General features: G+C 42.2%; 13 protein-coding genes. 8 read left to right on the top strand and 5 right to left on the bottom strand.

All coding sequences use genetic code 11. The annotated features are described in order from the left end of the window. Positions 1-47: 47 nt before the first annotated feature. The 4 genes from DPF91_RS15750 to DPF91_RS15735 all read right to left on the bottom strand — a co-directional run bounded on the left by DPF91_RS15750 (position 48) and on the right by DPF91_RS15735 (position 5,807). Complete coding sequence (locus DPF91_RS15750) at positions 48-1,994, bottom strand: GGDEF domain-containing protein (RefSeq protein WP_117235402.1); 1,947 nt, start codon at positions 1,992-1,994, stop codon at positions 48-50. Continuing rightward, positions 1,994-3,163 carry a sugar ABC transporter substrate-binding protein gene (locus tag DPF91_RS15745; RefSeq protein WP_117235401.1) on the bottom strand — a complete coding sequence of 390 codons (1,170 nt, stop codon included), beginning with the start codon at positions 3,161-3,163 and terminating at the stop codon, positions 1,994-1,996. The genes DPF91_RS15750 and DPF91_RS15745 overlap by 1 nt, the downstream gene beginning before the upstream one ends. 158 nt (positions 3,164-3,321) lie before the next feature. Beyond that, positions 3,322-4,410, bottom strand: a complete 1,089-nt coding sequence (gene serC / locus DPF91_RS15740; RefSeq protein ID WP_117235400.1) for a 3-phosphoserine/phosphohydroxythreonine transaminase — start codon at positions 4,408-4,410, stop codon at positions 3,322-3,324. 131 nt (positions 4,411-4,541) lie between these two features. Then, on the bottom strand, positions 4,542-5,807 hold the full coding sequence (locus DPF91_RS15735; RefSeq protein ID WP_117235399.1) for a DUF945 family protein: 1,266 nt from the start codon (positions 5,805-5,807) through the stop codon (positions 4,542-4,544). Between the two features lie 208 nt (positions 5,808-6,015). Here DPF91_RS15735 and DPF91_RS15730 point away from each other — a divergent pair, with 208 nt between their 5' ends. The 3 genes from DPF91_RS15730 (at position 6,016) to DPF91_RS15720 (ending at position 9,229) form a co-directional block, all read left to right on the top strand. Beyond that, complete coding sequence (locus DPF91_RS15730; protein ID WP_420855610.1) at positions 6,016-8,013, top strand: ATP-binding protein; 1,998 nt, start codon at positions 6,016-6,018, stop codon at positions 8,011-8,013. Continuing rightward, complete coding sequence (locus DPF91_RS15725) at positions 8,006-8,503, top strand: response regulator (protein ID WP_117235398.1); 498 nt, start codon at positions 8,006-8,008, stop codon at positions 8,501-8,503. The genes DPF91_RS15730 and DPF91_RS15725 overlap by 8 nt, the downstream gene beginning before the upstream one ends. Positions 8,504-8,680: 177 nt before the next feature. After that, positions 8,681-9,229, top strand: a complete 549-nt coding sequence (locus DPF91_RS15720; protein WP_117235397.1) for a hypothetical protein — start codon at positions 8,681-8,683, stop codon at positions 9,227-9,229. Between the two features lie 62 nt (positions 9,230-9,291). On the opposite strand, the gene DPF91_RS15715 is transcribed toward DPF91_RS15720, so the two are convergent. Then, positions 9,292-9,876, bottom strand: coding sequence for a TfoX/Sxy family DNA transformation protein (locus DPF91_RS15715; protein ID WP_117235396.1), 585 nt, complete (start codon positions 9,874-9,876; stop codon positions 9,292-9,294). A 389-nt stretch (positions 9,877-10,265) separates the two neighbouring features. Here DPF91_RS15715 and DPF91_RS15710 point away from each other — a divergent pair, with 389 nt between their 5' ends. From DPF91_RS15710 to DPF91_RS15685, 5 genes are all read left to right on the top strand, one after another. After that, a complete protein-coding gene (locus tag DPF91_RS15710; protein WP_117235395.1) occupies positions 10,266-11,186 on the top strand; it encodes an HDOD domain-containing protein in 921 nt (306 codons plus the stop codon). Between the two features lie 92 nt (positions 11,187-11,278). Then, positions 11,279-12,184: a LysO family transporter gene (locus DPF91_RS15705; RefSeq protein ID WP_117235394.1), complete on the top strand. Its 906-nt coding sequence runs from the start codon at positions 11,279-11,281 to the stop codon at positions 12,182-12,184. Positions 12,185-12,537: 353 nt separating this feature from the next. Further along, positions 12,538-13,071, top strand: coding sequence for a hypothetical protein (locus DPF91_RS15695; protein ID WP_117235392.1), 534 nt, complete (start codon positions 12,538-12,540; stop codon positions 13,069-13,071). A gap of 156 nt (positions 13,072-13,227) precedes the next feature. Then, positions 13,228-14,874 carry a pyridoxal-dependent aspartate 1-decarboxylase PanP gene (gene panP, locus DPF91_RS15690; protein WP_117235391.1) on the top strand — a complete coding sequence of 549 codons (1,647 nt, stop codon included), beginning with the start codon at positions 13,228-13,230 and terminating at the stop codon, positions 14,872-14,874. A gap of 302 nt (positions 14,875-15,176) precedes the next feature. Continuing rightward, entirely contained in the window at positions 15,177-16,031 is an 855-nt protein-coding gene (locus DPF91_RS15685; RefSeq protein WP_117235390.1) for a MurR/RpiR family transcriptional regulator, read from the top strand. Positions 16,032-16,103 lie beyond the last annotated feature (72 nt).

The raw sequence follows: 16,103 nt of genomic DNA, 5'->3' as shown, positions 1-16,103 counted from the left end.
GGCCAGCATTTGCTGGCCTCTTATCGTTTCAGTTTAGTATCTTTTACTTAGCTGTTAGCGGTTTGTTCTTTATCCCGATTTAAGCTCTCATAACAAGCATGCTTATTTCGATACATTCTTTCATCAGCAACATTAAATAATTGTTCGAACGCTGTGGATGCCGTATCAGCGTAGCCCATTGCAAATCGAACAGGTATCGATGCTCCATCAATGCTGATCGATTTATTGTGAGACTTCAGCTCTTTAATCGCAGGATCAATATTATCTTGCGCGAGTATCACGAACTCATCACCACCGACACGGTACAAATTTGCACTCTCACTTAATACCGACAGCAATACGTCACGGCATGCCATAATCAAGCAATCTCCAGCATGGTGGCCCAATTGATCATTCACCTGCTTCAAGCCATTGACGTCAATAACCACAAGAACAACTCTCTGTCCTTCACTCCTGTATAAAGACCTCAAATACTGCATGTCTTCGTCATAAGCCTTACGGTTCAAACAGCCCGTAAGCTTATCAGTGCGCGCCAGCGATTCAAGTTCAAGCCAAGAAGCCAGCTGCTTAACATACAGATCAGCGGCAATTTTCTGCTCGTCTGAAATAATATCCGCACAAGGAAAATTTAAGTGTGCAAGTGGTAAGCCGTCGCGAGACAAAATTGGAGTAGCGTCTTTCTTGGGTAAATAGCTTAGCGAGATATCGGATACATTAAGCAGCCTCATCAAGTGCTTTTCGGCAAGTAGTGGTATGCCTCGATAGCCAACAACCTTGAGTTCACTGATATAGTTAAGAATGTCATTCAGAGTTTGTTTTTGTAGAGCTTCTCTTTTTAGGGCGTAAGTGAGCTCAGACGTTTTCTTGATAACCTCACTCTCTAGCTGAGCATTAAACCCTTCCAATTGACGATTGGTGTGCTCAATTTGATGATTCGCTTGCTCCAACTGTTGGTTCTGAACTTCTAGCGTATCCATGTGTTCTCGAATTTTAGAGAACATATTGCCCAACAGGATCTTGAGTGAACGAAACTCCTGGAAATCCCATTGCTGATTATCCTCTTTAGGGCGAATATTGTTTGCATAGGACTTAGTGACATCACTCAACGCCTTGAACCTGATTCCAATCCATCGATTAACCAGATAAACAATGAATGCGATGACAATCAAAGACGCAACCATCACCCTATTCATCTCAGTCTCTGATTTATTGATGTGATTTAGCCTAGCTTCATCCGAATAGTGGTAGTCAACATTGAGAACCAATGGTGCGGATAATCCTTCGTTAGGTATCGAAACAGAGCTTTGCTTTACATGCCATTTCCCACTCATCAAGTGGCGCTCTTGATGGCTAATAGAGAACACTACAAACTCAGGTCCAAACAAGAAAGGAGCAACCTTTTCTCGTAATGCATCGTATTCAACTATGTTGACTACATAACCAAAAGGTTGATAAACCGAAGCATCCGTTTGCTGATAGGCGAGCATCGGACTAATTACAGCAACGCCACCGCGTGCATTAGGAATAGGATTATCATCGGCGCCATAGGTAAGAATGACTGTTTTACCGTGAAATAAAGACACGGTTTTATGTTTAATATCCTTAAACAGTTGGCTCTGCTCAAAATGATACAGGCTCCCCTGTGTCTCATACACCGGAGTCCACTCTTTATCGATGATGTATGTGGCGCTTGCCAATGTTGACAGCTTTTGAAACTCTTCCATCTTTCGCCACATCACGGATGAATACAATAGATTGTTAGTCGATTGCAGTACAAAACGATCGCGAGAAAACCACTGGGACAAATCAAGTAAGGCAGTAAACTCCTCATAAACGGTCGCTCTAATACCTTGTTCGGCTGCATTGAGCAGCGTCTCTTTTTGGTCCAGTAGGTAATCTGTTTGTCTTTCGATGTAGAAACGGCTAACAATAAATGCAGGCATCAAGGAGCCCAGTAATACAATGAACATAAAAGTGCGTCTAACACTGAACATTAGCGAACCTCCCTGAGACGATCGAGGTGCTTGTTCATGAAGTTCTTAAGGAACTCTCCTGTATGCTCTGTAGGCATTCCGGAAGCATGGCGACGATTGACTCGTCCAACCGCTTCCCAAAAGATCGCCATTTCATAACTGCCAGGCATGGAACGAGTATCTTGAAACTGCAGATAGCTTTGAATGAACATCTCGTCACCAGAATACAAAAGCTTTCCGTTGAATTTTTTATTGACTGTTATGAATCGATATTTCTCTGTCGCGTGATTGAGGAATTCTTCACTTTGGATATAGGAAAGAAAAGCGAGCATCACTTCAGACTTAACAGGGTCAGCCGATGCGTCTTTCATTATGGCAACCGATTTTGCGCCACTGAATGAAGTCATGGGTACACCTTGGAAGCTTGGCAAGTCGACAACTTGTAGGTCACTCCCTAAAACCTGTTTAAGTTTTGGATAAGCCCAAATCCCATCAATCAAGTAAGGTGCTTGACCAGTGGTAAACTTGTTTTGTGCGCAAAGCGAATCACAATTTTGATGAGGTGCATTGAATGATTGCACTTGATAATAAAAGTCGAAAACGTCATTCCAGACATTGGCGTTTTCAGAAAAAGATTTCATCTGATTTTCATCAGTAAACAAGCTAGCAAATGCCGCAAGGAAGTACATATTCGGGTACTGCATTGCGACTTGGACTTGGCCACTTTTAGCTTGTGTGTGAAACACATCCTCCCAACGTACTTGTTTAGTATTATCCACTTCAGACTTATTTCTGTATAAAACCAGATGGCTGCCTAAGGTAAGCGGTACAGCAAACTGCTTATCTTCCACTGTGACATAAGGTAGTGCTTGCGGCTCGAGCTGATCTTTATTAACAATTGAATGCGATACATCAGCAAGATCAATTTCATCCTTGAGTCCCACAAAATCTGAAGGCACCCAGATAAGATCAGGTTGATAAAACTGTGCATTGTGGGCAAGAAGCAGTTCAGAACGAATATGCTCAGTATCAAAATGTCTAACTTTGATGGTATGCCCAGATCGTTTCTCAAACTGAGTGATTGCCACCTCAAGCGCCTCTAATTCAATGCCAGCCCAAAGTTCCAGCTCTATCGCTGAAGTCATTGATGCCCAGAGGCTTATCATTGATATAAGAACTTTCTTAAACATACCGTCATATTCAACACTTATTTCGTGTTAACTTTATAACACAGCAGCCAGTATAATCACACGAACAAACCCCATCCATGAGTGATAGCTCTCCTTCTGCAACCAAAAAAGCCTTCCTAAAAAGGAAGGCTTCAAATTATTGAGGTTTGCCTGAGGACTTAAGCGTATTCTTTCTCAAACTCTCGCATAAACTCAACAAGCGCTTTAACACCCTCTAAAGGCATTGCGTTGTAAATAGAAGCACGCATACCACCAACGGCTCTATGACCTTTGAGCGACTTTAATCCACGAGCATCAGCCAGTTCTAAGAACCTTTCATCCAACTCAGGCTTTGCCAGTTGGAAGGGAACATTCATTAAAGAACGGTTGTTCGGGTGAATTTCGTTCTTGTAGAAATCAGATTGATCGATGTAATTATAAAGGATCGCACCTTTCTCTTTGTTTAACTGCTCAATCGCTTTCACACCACCCTGTTCCTTCAACCATTTGAATACGAGGCCAGATAGGTACCAAGCAAATGTCGGAGGCGTATTAAACATTGATTCTTTTTCAGCCAAGATCTTGTAATTAAGAATACTTGGTAGTGCATCATTAGCTAGATCCAAAAGGTCATCACGAACAATGGCGATACAAATACCCGCAGGGCCAATGTTTTTCTGTGCACCAGCATAAATAACACCATACTTAGACACATCAATCTCGCGAGAGAGAATGGTAGAAGACATATCCGCTACAATCGGTTTGTCCGTGTCAGGCAGGTCGTTAATTTCAATTCCATCGATGGTTTCATTTGGGCAGAAGTGAACGTAAGCCGCTTCCTCACCCACTTTCCACTCAGATGCAGGCTTAATCGCAATTTTGCCATCAATGTTTGTCTTTGCATCAAATACATCGGTTTCACAGTAACGCTTTGCTTCCGCTACAGCGCTTTGTGCCCAATAACCCGCGTCGATGTAGGTTGCTCTCTTAGCATCTCCTAGAAGGTTAAGCGGCACTGCTGCAAACTGCGCACGCGCACCACCTTGGCAGAACAACACCTTATAGTTGTCAGGAATTGAAAGAAGGTCTCTGAGATCTTGCTCAGCTTCAGCAGCGACTTGTAGAAACGGCTTACTACGGTGGCTAATTTCCATCACCGAGGTGCCTAGGTCATTCCAGTCGATAAATTCCTGTTGAGCTTTTTCCATTACCGCTTTCGGTAAACCTGCCGGGCCGGCACTAAAATTGTAAACCTGTGTAGACTCCATGAAAGACTTTGCTCCTGCACTATGTTCTTAAAAAATATACCCTGATTAATACCACTTTTATTTGGTTAAAAAAAGAAAAAAGAGGCTTTAAAGCCTCTTTTAATTCAAATAGTAAAAATTACTAATTAACTTTACATACCGCCCATAAACAAAGGCAAAAGTAGACTAATTAACGGCACTTCATTCCCATTAGAGAAGCGCACATTACCTTGTTCCATTGTCACATTTAGATGGTAGCCATCATCACTTTGCTCAACCATCTCTAAAATAATAAGCTCATCCAGATTTTCTCGGATAGATGGGTTGTTCTCAACGACCTTGTTACCAATAAATGCCTCAGTTTGACCACTTAATGCAGGAAGTATCGTTGAAGGATCTTGAGTGATGCTTTGTGTCCCTTCTGCAATGTCGATATTCCATGAAGAGTTAAACACACCACCATCTAACACCATAGACAACTGGTTCAAACCAAGAGAGAAGCCACGCGCAAAGAGTGCGTCGACATGAGGAAGAAGTTCAGCGATATCTTCTTGGGTCATAACAGGGCTGTTTTGATATACGCCCATCACGTTCTCAAAAGCTTCGGAGTCTATGTCGTTCATCGAGAAATCAAAGATAAGATTTTCGATACTTAAACCTGCCGAGCTTAATTTATCTATAGAAAATAGATGATGGTTATTGATGCGCGTATCTTCTGCTGACTTAGTTGAAGAAAAACGATAGCTAACATCTCTTAGTTCACTAGATTCAGTTGGTTCTGGTGCGGTTAGAACAAGCTTTTCAACCGAAACTTCTTGTTCTCCTAGCCAATAGCCCTTTTCTTTTTTACCTTCACCCTCACCCTTCATGTTCGTGAGCTCCATTTTCTCCCCGTTGTTCAACGCAACCTGGATAGAAGGAACATCGATTTGATAAGCAAGTTCACCTAAAACAGTGAGGTCACCCTTGATGGAGGCTGGTGCGATAGAGATAGCACCTTGTTGTTCTGTGTTGATATTCCAGCTATCGAGCATCAAATCGAATGAAGTATTACCATTTAGCTGAGTCACACTGGTCATTGAAAGTGGAACTTCAGGCAGGTTTTCGATTTTTGAATGAGAAGTCAGGCTCATTAAACCGTGCTTGATATCACTCACTACATCAAACGCAACAGGTAAACCATCTTGTTCCAGTTGATCGACCAACATCGGGTCAGTGATTGTGTAACGGGTAAGCACCCGCGAGGACAAGTAACCGCGGTCATACTCAACAATGGTCGAGTCCATATATTCATTGTCATTTAATGATGCTATACCATCTTCAATGACTTTCTCACCAATGTGGCCAACAGCTAGAGGCCAACAAAGTGCTAGCGATATGGCACCACCGATCGCACCAAATTTCTTTAAATCTTGCATGTAATCTTCTCTTTTTCACCTTTTGAGAGTCTAACCTATTAATTCTATTGGTCAAAATTGAATAATATTGAGTTTAATCAGAAAAACTGCAGATAAGCAGTATATTTGCTTCCAATTAATACCCAGCTCCCATCCTGATCTTGTAAAAATTGCTAACGTGTACTTAAAGCTTGAACAGAAGTTAACGCTTATTAGTGAGAATAACCAATTGAAAGAACTAGCGATTATAGCATTTACATCGAATGATGAAGGAAGCTCACATGTAAGAGCGTCCCTTGAGCTATTTACTAGTCACTTTACTGTTTATGAAATTCAAAGCATTGAACAAATAACCGCAACCTTTCGACAGTTGGCACTCAATGATCAAGCGATCGCTCTTACCCTTGCCTGCCACCAAAACACATCATTAAGCGCCGATTTTCTATTACGTTGTCATCGGTCAGAGCCCAGTCATAGCGCAAAGAAACTACTTATTTGCTCGGCAAACCATATCTCTGAAATGTTACGAACATTGAACAATGGTCATTTGGATTGTTGCCTAACTTCACCCGTTTCAGATTCACAACTCGTATCCACAATCAAACATGAACTCAGTAACTATGTTCTTGAAAAAAGATATGTTTTCGAAAAAAAACAGGGACTCGCGAAAAGGCAGCTCGATTGGGTTAATTACGCTCAAGTACTAGAACAAGAACGATTGTTGCGCGCCCATTTAGAGCAAAGGATGAATTCTTATCAACCCGATTTCATTCGAGATGTGCATACCCTGTCAGACCATGAGCTTACTGAGAATGTCATTCATGCCCTCAACTTATTCTTTGATATCGAAGATGAAGGTAAGGCACGAAGAGTCTACTCACCCGAGCATCTCTTAACTAAAGAGGGTGAGCCTAATCGATTCTTATGGTTCATTACCTCAGGCAAAGTAGCTCTGTATAAGAAAGACCAGCGAGGCCAGCAACGAGAAGTGGTTCGCCACGAAAAAGGTAACATCGTTGGAGGCATGTCCTTTGTTACGGGCGAGTGCTCGTTTTCAACCGCCATAACCCTAACGCAAACGCACGTCATTAAGTTAGACCGAGACGTATTTTCTAAGGTGATGCAGTCTGACAATACTCTCTTGCCACTGTTTACCAACCTATTACTACGACACTTTAACCGCCGTTTGCAACGCAGCATCAATACAAAGTTAGTTCTACAGGAAACCATTGAATCATTAGAGTCGGCTCATCGACAACTAATAGAGAAAGAAAAGATGGCTGTACTCGGGCAACTTGTCGCTGGGGTCGCGCATGAGTTAAATAATCCAACAGCGGCGATGCTCCGCAGTACCGATATCGTCAAGGAAAAACTAGCAAAGCTAGTGAGCAATCAAGTTGATCCTCAAACCCATCAGTTAGGTCTCGGTCTACTGCGCCAAGCGCAAACCATAAATCCAACCTCAACCGCAGAGATTAGACAAAGAGCAAAAGCACTCAATGGTATGGTTAAAGATAATTCGCTTGCGAAAAAGGTCGTTCAGTTAAACTTAGATCGCGATTCAAGCTTCTCCCACTGCCTATCGCTCGATACTAAAAAACTGAAAGAACTGGTTACATCATTAGAAATATACCATTCGGTAGGCTCTAACTTACGCTCACTCGATGTATGTTCAAAGCGTGTGGCCGATATGGTGAAAAGCCTGAAGTCATATGCAAGAAGTGATGACGAAACGCAACATAGATGCGACATTCATGAAGGGCTCGAAGACACGCTCGTGATCTTTGAAAACAAGTTGAAAGTTTACTCCGTCGAGACACACTACTCGGCAATTCCGGATATATATTGTTTCCCCAATGCCCTACAACAAGTCTGGACCAACCTCATTTCCAACGCAATTGATGCGTTACCAATAGTTGGCGTGATCACTATTAACACCAGATTAGAAACCATTAACGCCATTGAATACGCAACAGTCGAGGTCATTGATAATGGCTCTGGCATTGATGAACCTATGCTCAACAGCGTCTTTGAAGTGAACTTTACAACCAAAAAGGCAGGTAATTTTGGATTGGGTATCGGGCTTTCTATTTGCCGGCAGATCATCGAACAACATAACGGGATGATCTCGATTAAATCAAAACCTAACACTTATACAAAAGTCACAGTGCACTTACCACTGACACAACAGCAGACTTTGCTAAATCAGGAGATAAATCATGAGTAACTATTTGATTCTTTGTGTCGACGACGAACGCGTTGTTTTAGATAGCGTTATGCAAGATATTGATGATTTTGAAGAGCATTTTTCCATCGAGGCGGCTGAATCTGTTGAAGAAGCAAGAGGGGTTATTTCAGAGTATCAACAAGAAGGCAAACCACTTGCTCTCATTCTATGCGATCACATCATGCCGCAAGAAACAGGGATTGATTTCCTAATAGAGCTTAACGATAAGCCAAGTACGAAGACGAGCCGTAAGATCTTGTTAACGGGTCAGGCTGGGTTAGAGGACACCGTTCAAGCGGTCAACAAAGCAAGTCTCGATTTCTATATAAGCAAGCCATGGAGTAGAGAAGAGCTACTTAAGGCAATGAAAGAGCAACTGACGAGCTTCATCATTGAAAATGATTCTAATCCCCTAGCCTGGATCTCAATTTTGGATGCAGAACGAATTTTGAAAGCAGCTGCTGATAAAAGAGTGAACTTTGGTGATTAAAAAAACAACCCTAATCCAAAGTTTTGGTAAGTTTTATAGTCGCATCGAATATTTGGCTGGTGGTCGATAATGTCTTGAATTAAGATAGCAAAACACTATAGCTGCGAATGTCTATTTGACGGTACAAAAATTGCAGCAAGCAAATGGATTAATTTTTTGAATAGGTTTTTCGACACTATGCGCAAATCACTTATTGCTATCGCGTTATTAGCATCTTCTCATGTTGCAGTAGCAAACACAGACCAAAACAGCCCTGCAGTAATGAGTAACTTCAGCTACGACTATATCGAAGCTCGTATTGGCCTTAGCCCGGTAACTTATGGTGCAGGCTTCAGCAAATCAATTCACCCAAATGCACATATGATTGGTAGCATCGATTCTGAATTTGATAGCGATTACGACGCATCTTTTGGCCTTGGCTTCCACGCTCCAGTAAACAACTGGGCAGACCTTACTGGTGCTATGAAGCTTCGTATGGTTGATAACCGTAAGACTTACAGCAATGACTTGGGTATGGAGATTAACCTAGGTATTCGTCAATGGTTAGGCCCACAACTAGAAATTGGCGGTAACGTTGGTTACGTAAGCATTGATGACAATGATGACGTAATTGGTTCTGTGAATGCACGTTTCCACGCAACCGAATTGTTCTCTCTTGGTGCAGAAGCTCGCATTAACGACTTCTACGGTGACCAAGTGATGCTAACTGCACGTTTCAAATACTAATCTGAAACAGCAAGTGTTAAAAATGCCAGCTTGTAAGCTGGCATTTTTGTATCTGATATAATCTATACGTTACAACTACTCAATAGGTTTTGCTTTTTGGGCTCTTCGATCAACTCCCAATGCACTCCTTCTATAGCGCCTGCAAATTTCCACAACAACTTTAGGTCCACATCGTTACCATAAGTTTGACGAACTCGATTAAAAACGACTGGTGCTCCTAACTTCATGAAAGTAGACACATCCTTTACACCCGACTTCTTTACCATACGTTCTAGCGTCAGCTGCATATTGGGTAGATCTCTCAAACGACGATTAGTTGAAGAGCGTTTGTAGTCACGCCTCTTTATCGCCACCTCTATCGAGCGCTCAATAATATGATCGAGCTTTTCGTGCCGGTCGCTAAACAAGTGACTGATGTTGTAGTAATTCACTGTCGCGATAGTCTGCTTTTTCACGTGCTGATACTTCTTACAACCAAGTGAAGCAAAAAGAACGTTTAAATCGCCCCCTCCTCGAACATGAACTTGATTGTCGGCGAGCAGTGCGTACATAGCATCTTGCATAAATAACCCTGTACCGCCGAACATAGAACGTTTTTGGTAGTCTCCGAATTTTTTTACGTATTCTAAAAATGATTGCTCTAACATAATCCATTGATCCTTAGTTGCATTAATCTTCCCCGATTAATTCGTGATCTCCAGATTTGGCAATGCAGCGATAAAAAATGTTAGTCTTTAAGTATTATGTCGATATAGGCAAGTAACACTTCTGAGTGTTTTTAGAGTAATGAAATGTACTAGCTCAATAGTTTAATCATACTTCACATTAAAAAATAAGCTAGGATGGAGATCACATCAATTCTTATAAAATCACAAGTCAATGCGATAAATCTCGCAAAAAATACCTTAAAACGCCAATAATTTGACTCGTCAATCTTCGATTTTTAGTGGTTAATTCGCTTCGGAAAAACGATTTGTAATTGTCGACGAGTACCCTTGCAGGTACTATTAGGAAAAAACATAAAAACAAAAGTAAAATGACTCACTTATCGTTCTATTGGCTACCCACGGATAAGAATAAACTCGTTAGAAGTATTGAAAGTGAATTTGCGCAGCTGGTTGAACAAACACTTAAAGCTGGCAACATCACCCTGCCTCCAATTCCTGACGCCGTACTCAAAATACAACGCTTATGCACACAAGATAACGTGGGCATTGCTGAGATTGCTGATTGCCTACTTGAAGACCCGAGCCTTGCGGCTTTGGTCATTAGAGTAGCCAATTCAGTGATTTTCAATCGCAGAAACATTGATTGCACCGACCTAATTACAGCTGTTTCACGTCTCGGTATTCTGCGAGTACGTGACATTGTCACAGCTCAGGCGGTAGAGGAACTAAAGCAATCATTAGACCTAACAAAAGAACTGAATGGCTTGTTAACTAAGAGTGCAATGGTTTCTAGGGAGTTAGGGGCTACAATGGTGCTGGTTGTGAATGAGTTTCATAAAATCGCACCTGAGACATACACTCACCTTGAGCAAGAAAAAGCACTACTTGTTGGTTTGCTGGCTGATATCGGCTTGTTCTGTCTAGTCAGTGAATATCACGACTACCTCAACAATGGTAATTACCTTAACTACGAGTTGGCACTAGAGATATTCCATTCTCGTTGTCCTAGAACCAGTTACCTTGTTTTAAAAGAGTGGGCATTTGATAAGGACTTTATCGAGGTCGCTTCAAACCGCGCCTATAAAACTAATGTCACCAGAGTAAGCTATTTAGATATCGCACGCATCGCTAACCATCTTCTACTCTATCGTCGTCAAGACGAAGCAATTGAAGAACATGAGGTGGAAATTGATTCAACAGGTGCAGAAGTGCTTTATGTATTAAGCAATATGAACGATGACGAGTTCAATCGGAAGATTTCTGATGTTATCTCTTCTAGTGGATTGTAATGCTAACTGCCCTTCCAACGACAACACGCCAAAACGAATTGGCACTATAAACTGAACTAATACACAGAAACATAACGGACGGACTCTACTCTATGTTTTCAGGGATGCTCTTCATCTTCTCTCCTCTTGTTGTTGGTTATCTGATATCGATTTCGAACAACAAGAGGTTGGCGACAATCAATACGCTAACCTCAAATCTTATCTACTTGATTCTGGCTCTAATGGGCTTGAGCCTTGCTGCGCTTGACAACTTATCTGGCAACTTGCAAACCATTCTCACGCTTACCCTTACCTTTTTCGTATTTATTGGTGGTTGTAATCTGTTGGCACTGCCTTTCGTTGATAAGTATTTCCCTATAAAAACAGAAGGAAAAGCACAACAATTTCCATTAAGTAGCATGTTTCTCGAGTCAGCAAAGCTACTGTTTGTAGTGTGTGGTGGCTTGATTATCGGCTTGTTCTTGCCATTTGACTTATCTTGGGTAGATACCGCAAGCGAATGGATTTTGTTTTTGCTGCTTTTCTTCATCGGTATCCAACTTAGAAATAGTGGTCTAACCCTACGCCAGATTCTACTCAATAAGCATGGGATGATTTTAGCCGTGGTGATGGTTGGAACGTCGATGATAGGCGGACTCTTATCAGCACTGGTCCTTGATATGCCTATCTTCCAGGGCCTAGCGATGGCTTCAGGGTTTGGTTGGTACTCATTAGCAGGTATCTTGATGGGCGATGCTTTTGGCCCACTCTATGGTGGTGCATCGTTAATGCTCGAACTTTTGCGTGAACTTGTCGCCTTAGTATTAATCCCAGTCCTCATAGGACGTAAGCCCTGTACAGCTATTGGTTACGCTGGCGCTACAGCCATGGACTTTACGCTACCGATCATTCAGACCACTGGTGGAGTAAAGTGTGTACCTATTGCAATAGTTAGTGGCTTTTTATTGAGTATCTTAGTTCCAGTATTGATGCTGTTCTTTGTATCTCTTGCTAGCTAGATCTCATGAATTTACGGCAAATATCGATATGCTATTGCCGATTAAAATTATTAAGGGGAAAACCCCTAGGGTCTATTGACCTTTCGAGCTGATTTTTGCAGCAGTTTGTGGGAAATTTATACAAGGCAGAGGCTTTGATGTGTAGCTGGCCTACATGAGAAGCCGGTAACGCAGTAGAAATGAAGCACAAACGCTGCCCGAAGGGTTCGGCTAAAATCGTTTTATGCTTTGTTAAGAAGTATTTGCTTAGAGTGACTAGGCTACAGACTCCTTGCCGCGCCTAAAACGATTTTATCTCGAACAAAATTTAACCGCGAAAGGTCAACAGACCCTAATCTCTAAAAGGAAGAAGTATGAAATATTTGGCCCTAACTGCTGCTCTGTTCGCGCTTTCTCCAGCAAGCTTTGCAGCTGACTCAACGGCAGAAGTGAAAGGAACGCAATGTTATGCTGGAAAGTATGATGCATATATCGATGCATCGCTAAACTGGTACAAAGACCTTACAGAACTCACCACAGAACAATATCCTGAGCTCGAAGAAGTAAGTCAATGGTTCTTGCAAGGGCGCATCAACCACTTCGAATTAAACCGTGCTGCGGTTCATTATTACTTAAACAAAGACACAAGTAAGGTCGCTACTGAGCAACCTGTTGAGGCATGGCTTAAACTCGAACAGAGTGATATCAAAGAACTTGCTCAACGTGATGACGAGCTGGGGAAAGTTGCGAGCACGACTTTCCAGGACCGCCAGACCAAACCTCACAATCAAAACTACGAACTACGTTCTGCCTTTGCTGATTTGCTCAGCCACCCTAAACAGATTGACAAAGCCCTAAGTCGCTACAATGATTCAATTGCTCAGCTAGAAGCTATCGATTGTAACTAGTCGCTAAAAAACAGCTAATACCTTGGTATGAGTTTGGTTTTTCACCATTGTCATTAATGAAAACTGGCTTTGCACAATAAAGACGGGACATTGTTCCCGTTTTCGTTTAGATTGAGCGGCTATCAAAAGCAACAACAAATATTCAAATTATTTAATATGTTTACAGCACAAAAAACAGCGGACGTTAACTTCGAGAGTCTACTTCGAATTTTTACCGTGCCTGAAGGTCCAGATTCAACGCTGACTCAAATTGAAGCGAAGCTATCACAGAACCTAAATCAGTTTTTACGTGAACATATTGTTGCTGAAGAAAAGCCGCTTCACGAAATAGAGAAAGACTTTTCTACTGCAACCATTCCAGAACAAGCCACATTTGTTTCTGAGCATACTGAACACCTTCTCGATACCTTGGTTGCTCACTCAGTTCATACCTCTGCACCAAGCTTTATTGGGCATATGACTTCGGCGCTGCCTTATTTCCTAATGCCTCTGTCCAAGATCATGATTGCGCTTAACCAAAACTTGGTCAAAATAGAAACATCTAAGGCGTTCACGCCTCTAGAGCGTCAAGTACTCGGCATGCTTCATCGACTCATCTATGGTGAACAAGACGATTTCTATGCTAAGTGGATGCACAGCTCAAATCATTCACTTGGTGCGTTCTGCTCTGGTGGCACAATTGCCAACATCACAGCGTTATGGGTTGCTCGTAATAACTGTTTGAAGGCAGAAGGCGATTTCCCAGGAGTTGAGCAAGAAGGCCTATTCCCAGCTATGATGCACTACGGCTACAAAGGATTAGCGATTCTTGTGTCTGAGCGCGGCCACTATTCTCTTAAGAAGGCAGCAAACGTACTTGGTATTGGCCAATCTAGCCTTGTAGCGGTAAAAACCGATGAAAACAATCGTATCTGCTGTAAGGACCTTCAAAGCAAGATCGACAACCTAAAAACACAAGGAATCAAACCCTTTGCTGTTATTGGTGTCGCAGGCACAACAGAAACCGGCAATATCGACCCATTGGAAGACATTGCTAACATTTGTGAGAAAGAACAGTGTCACTTTCATGTTGATGCCGCCTGGGGTGGCGCGACGCTAATGTCGAACAATCACCGTCAGCTGCTTAAAGGAATCGAACGCGCAGATTCCGTTACTATTGACGCACATAAGCAACTCTATATCCCAATGGGTGCTGGTATGGTGCTCTTCAAAGACCCATCAGCAATGAGCGCCATTGAGCATCATGCGGAGTACATTATTCGTAAGGGGTCAAAAGATCTTGGTATCCATACGCTAGAAGGCTCTCGCTCTGGTATGGCGATGTTAGTTTATTCAAGTATGCAGATTATTAGCCGTCCTGGTTACGAGATGTTGATCGACCAGAGTATCGATAAAGCGAAGCGCTTTGCTGATCTTATCAAGCAACAAGATGATTTTGAGCTAGTGAGTGAGCCAGAGCTTTGTCTCCTCACCTATCGTTATGTGCCAAAGCAAGTGAAGCTTGCTCTACACCATGCTAATGAGCGCCAACGTGCCAAGCTCTATCGCTTATTAAACGACTTGACTAAGTATGTTCAAAAGCGCCAACGCGAAACGGGCAAATCATTCGTGTCTCGTACACGACTGAACCCTGCCCAGTACTATTATGAAAACACCATTGTTTTCCGTGTCGTGTTGGCTAACCCACTCACTTCTTATGATATTTTGGCAAATATTCTCGTTGAACAGCGTGAAATTGCGTTGGCGAACCACAGCCTTATCAATGCGATTCAAACCGTAGTAGACGAAGCGCTTGCTGAATAGTTCTACGCCTATTTCTGAAAATTTATTTCTTAAAGCTGTAAGTTCGACACCAAATTTCGCTCAGAAGCACGTATTTAACGGGGCTTCTGCTATTATTTCCGTTACCAAACTGAAATTTTGTTTGAGGCTTGTCATATTCTTATGATTTGTTTCGGATTTATAGCGGCTTTTATTACAAATGGTGGCTTGCTTAGGTTTATAATCAGGGCATTGGAGCTGGCACTATCAGCACACCATTACACTAATAACGTTGATAGTTACTAATAGAGCCAGTAGCTGTTCCTTTGAAGCTTGTGAACACTATGAATATACTTGAAAAAATCCAGAATAATTTAGAGAACTTCAGTAAGTCTGAACGCAAGGTTGCTGAAGTTATTATGGCCTCTCCCCAGACAGCCATTCATTCTAGCATTGCTACTTTAGCGAAGATGGCTGACGTCAGTGAACCGACAGTTAACCGTTTTTGTCGTCGTCTTGACACCAAGGGCTTCCCAGACTTCAAGCTTCACTTAGCACAGAGCCTTGCTAATGGTACACCTTATGTTAATCGCAATGTTGAAGAAGACGATGGTCCAGATGCTTATACGCACAAAATCTTCGAATCAACGATGGCATGTCTAGATGTTGCAAAGAACAGCCTAGATTCTATGCAAGTGAACCGAGCGGTTGACCTATTAACACAAGCAAAACGTATATCTTTCTTCGGATTAGGTGCCTCCTCTTCTGTAGCAAAAGATGCGCAAAACAAGTTCATTCGCTTCAACATTCCAATTACGTGTTTCGAAGATATAGTAATGCAACGTATGAGCTGCATTAACTGCACAGATAACGATGTTATCGTGCTGATTTCACACACAGGCCGTACAAAAAGCTTAGTTGAGATCGCAAACCTAGGTCGTGAGAACGGTGCAACAGTTATTGCTATCACAGCAAAAGATTCACCGCTTGACCGAGCTAGCTCACTGTCTATCTCCCTAGATGTTCCTGAAGACACTGACGTGTATATGCCAATGGCAAGCCGTGTTGTTCAGATGACAGTGATCGACGTTCTAGCGACTGGCTTTACTCTTCGCCGTGGTACTGGCTTTAGAGAAAACCTACGTCGAGTGAAGGACGCACTAAAAGACTCACGCTACGACAAACTGTCAAGCTACTAGGGTTACGTGAATCATAAACAAAGGGAGCATTTGCTCCCTTTTGTTGTATTTGTATTACAGAATTAAGAGATA

It is taken from the genome of Vibrio maerlii (assembly GCF_003415655.1).
GTDB lineage: Bacteria > Pseudomonadota > Gammaproteobacteria > Enterobacterales > Vibrionaceae > Vibrio > Vibrio maerlii.
The sequence above is the reverse complement of the archived record's forward strand: the minus strand, read 5'-3'. Positions and strand labels throughout refer to the sequence as shown.

Bases quoted from the DNA above. Each gene is read 5' to 3' on its own strand.
- DPF91_RS15695 (WP_117235392.1), top strand. From the start codon at position 12,538: ATGAAATATTTGGCCCTAACTGCTGCTCTGTTCGCGCTTTCTCCAGCA.
- panP (WP_117235391.1), top strand. From the start codon at position 13,228: ATGTTTACAGCACAAAAAACAGCGGACGTTAACTTCGAGAGTCTACTT.
- DPF91_RS15725 (WP_117235398.1), top strand. From the start codon at position 8,006: ATGAGTAACTATTTGATTCTTTGTGTCGACGACGAACGCGTTGTTTTA.
- DPF91_RS15705 (WP_117235394.1), top strand. From the start codon at position 11,279: ATGTTTTCAGGGATGCTCTTCATCTTCTCTCCTCTTGTTGTTGGTTAT.
- DPF91_RS15685 (WP_117235390.1), top strand. From the start codon at position 15,177: ATGAATATACTTGAAAAAATCCAGAATAATTTAGAGAACTTCAGTAAG.
- DPF91_RS15735 (WP_117235399.1), bottom strand. From the start codon at position 5,807: ATGCAAGATTTAAAGAAATTTGGTGCGATCGGTGGTGCCATATCGCTA.
- serC (WP_117235400.1), bottom strand. From the start codon at position 4,410: ATGGAGTCTACACAGGTTTACAATTTTAGTGCCGGCCCGGCAGGTTTA.
- DPF91_RS15715 (WP_117235396.1), bottom strand. From the start codon at position 9,876: ATGTTAGAGCAATCATTTTTAGAATACGTAAAAAAATTCGGAGACTAC.
- DPF91_RS15750 (WP_117235402.1), bottom strand. From the start codon at position 1,994: ATGTTCAGTGTTAGACGCACTTTTATGTTCATTGTATTACTGGGCTCC.
- DPF91_RS15710 (WP_117235395.1), top strand. From the start codon at position 10,266: ATGACTCACTTATCGTTCTATTGGCTACCCACGGATAAGAATAAACTC.
- DPF91_RS15745 (WP_117235401.1), bottom strand. From the start codon at position 3,163: ATGTTTAAGAAAGTTCTTATATCAATGATAAGCCTCTGGGCATCAATG.
- DPF91_RS15720 (WP_117235397.1), top strand. From the start codon at position 8,681: ATGCGCAAATCACTTATTGCTATCGCGTTATTAGCATCTTCTCATGTT.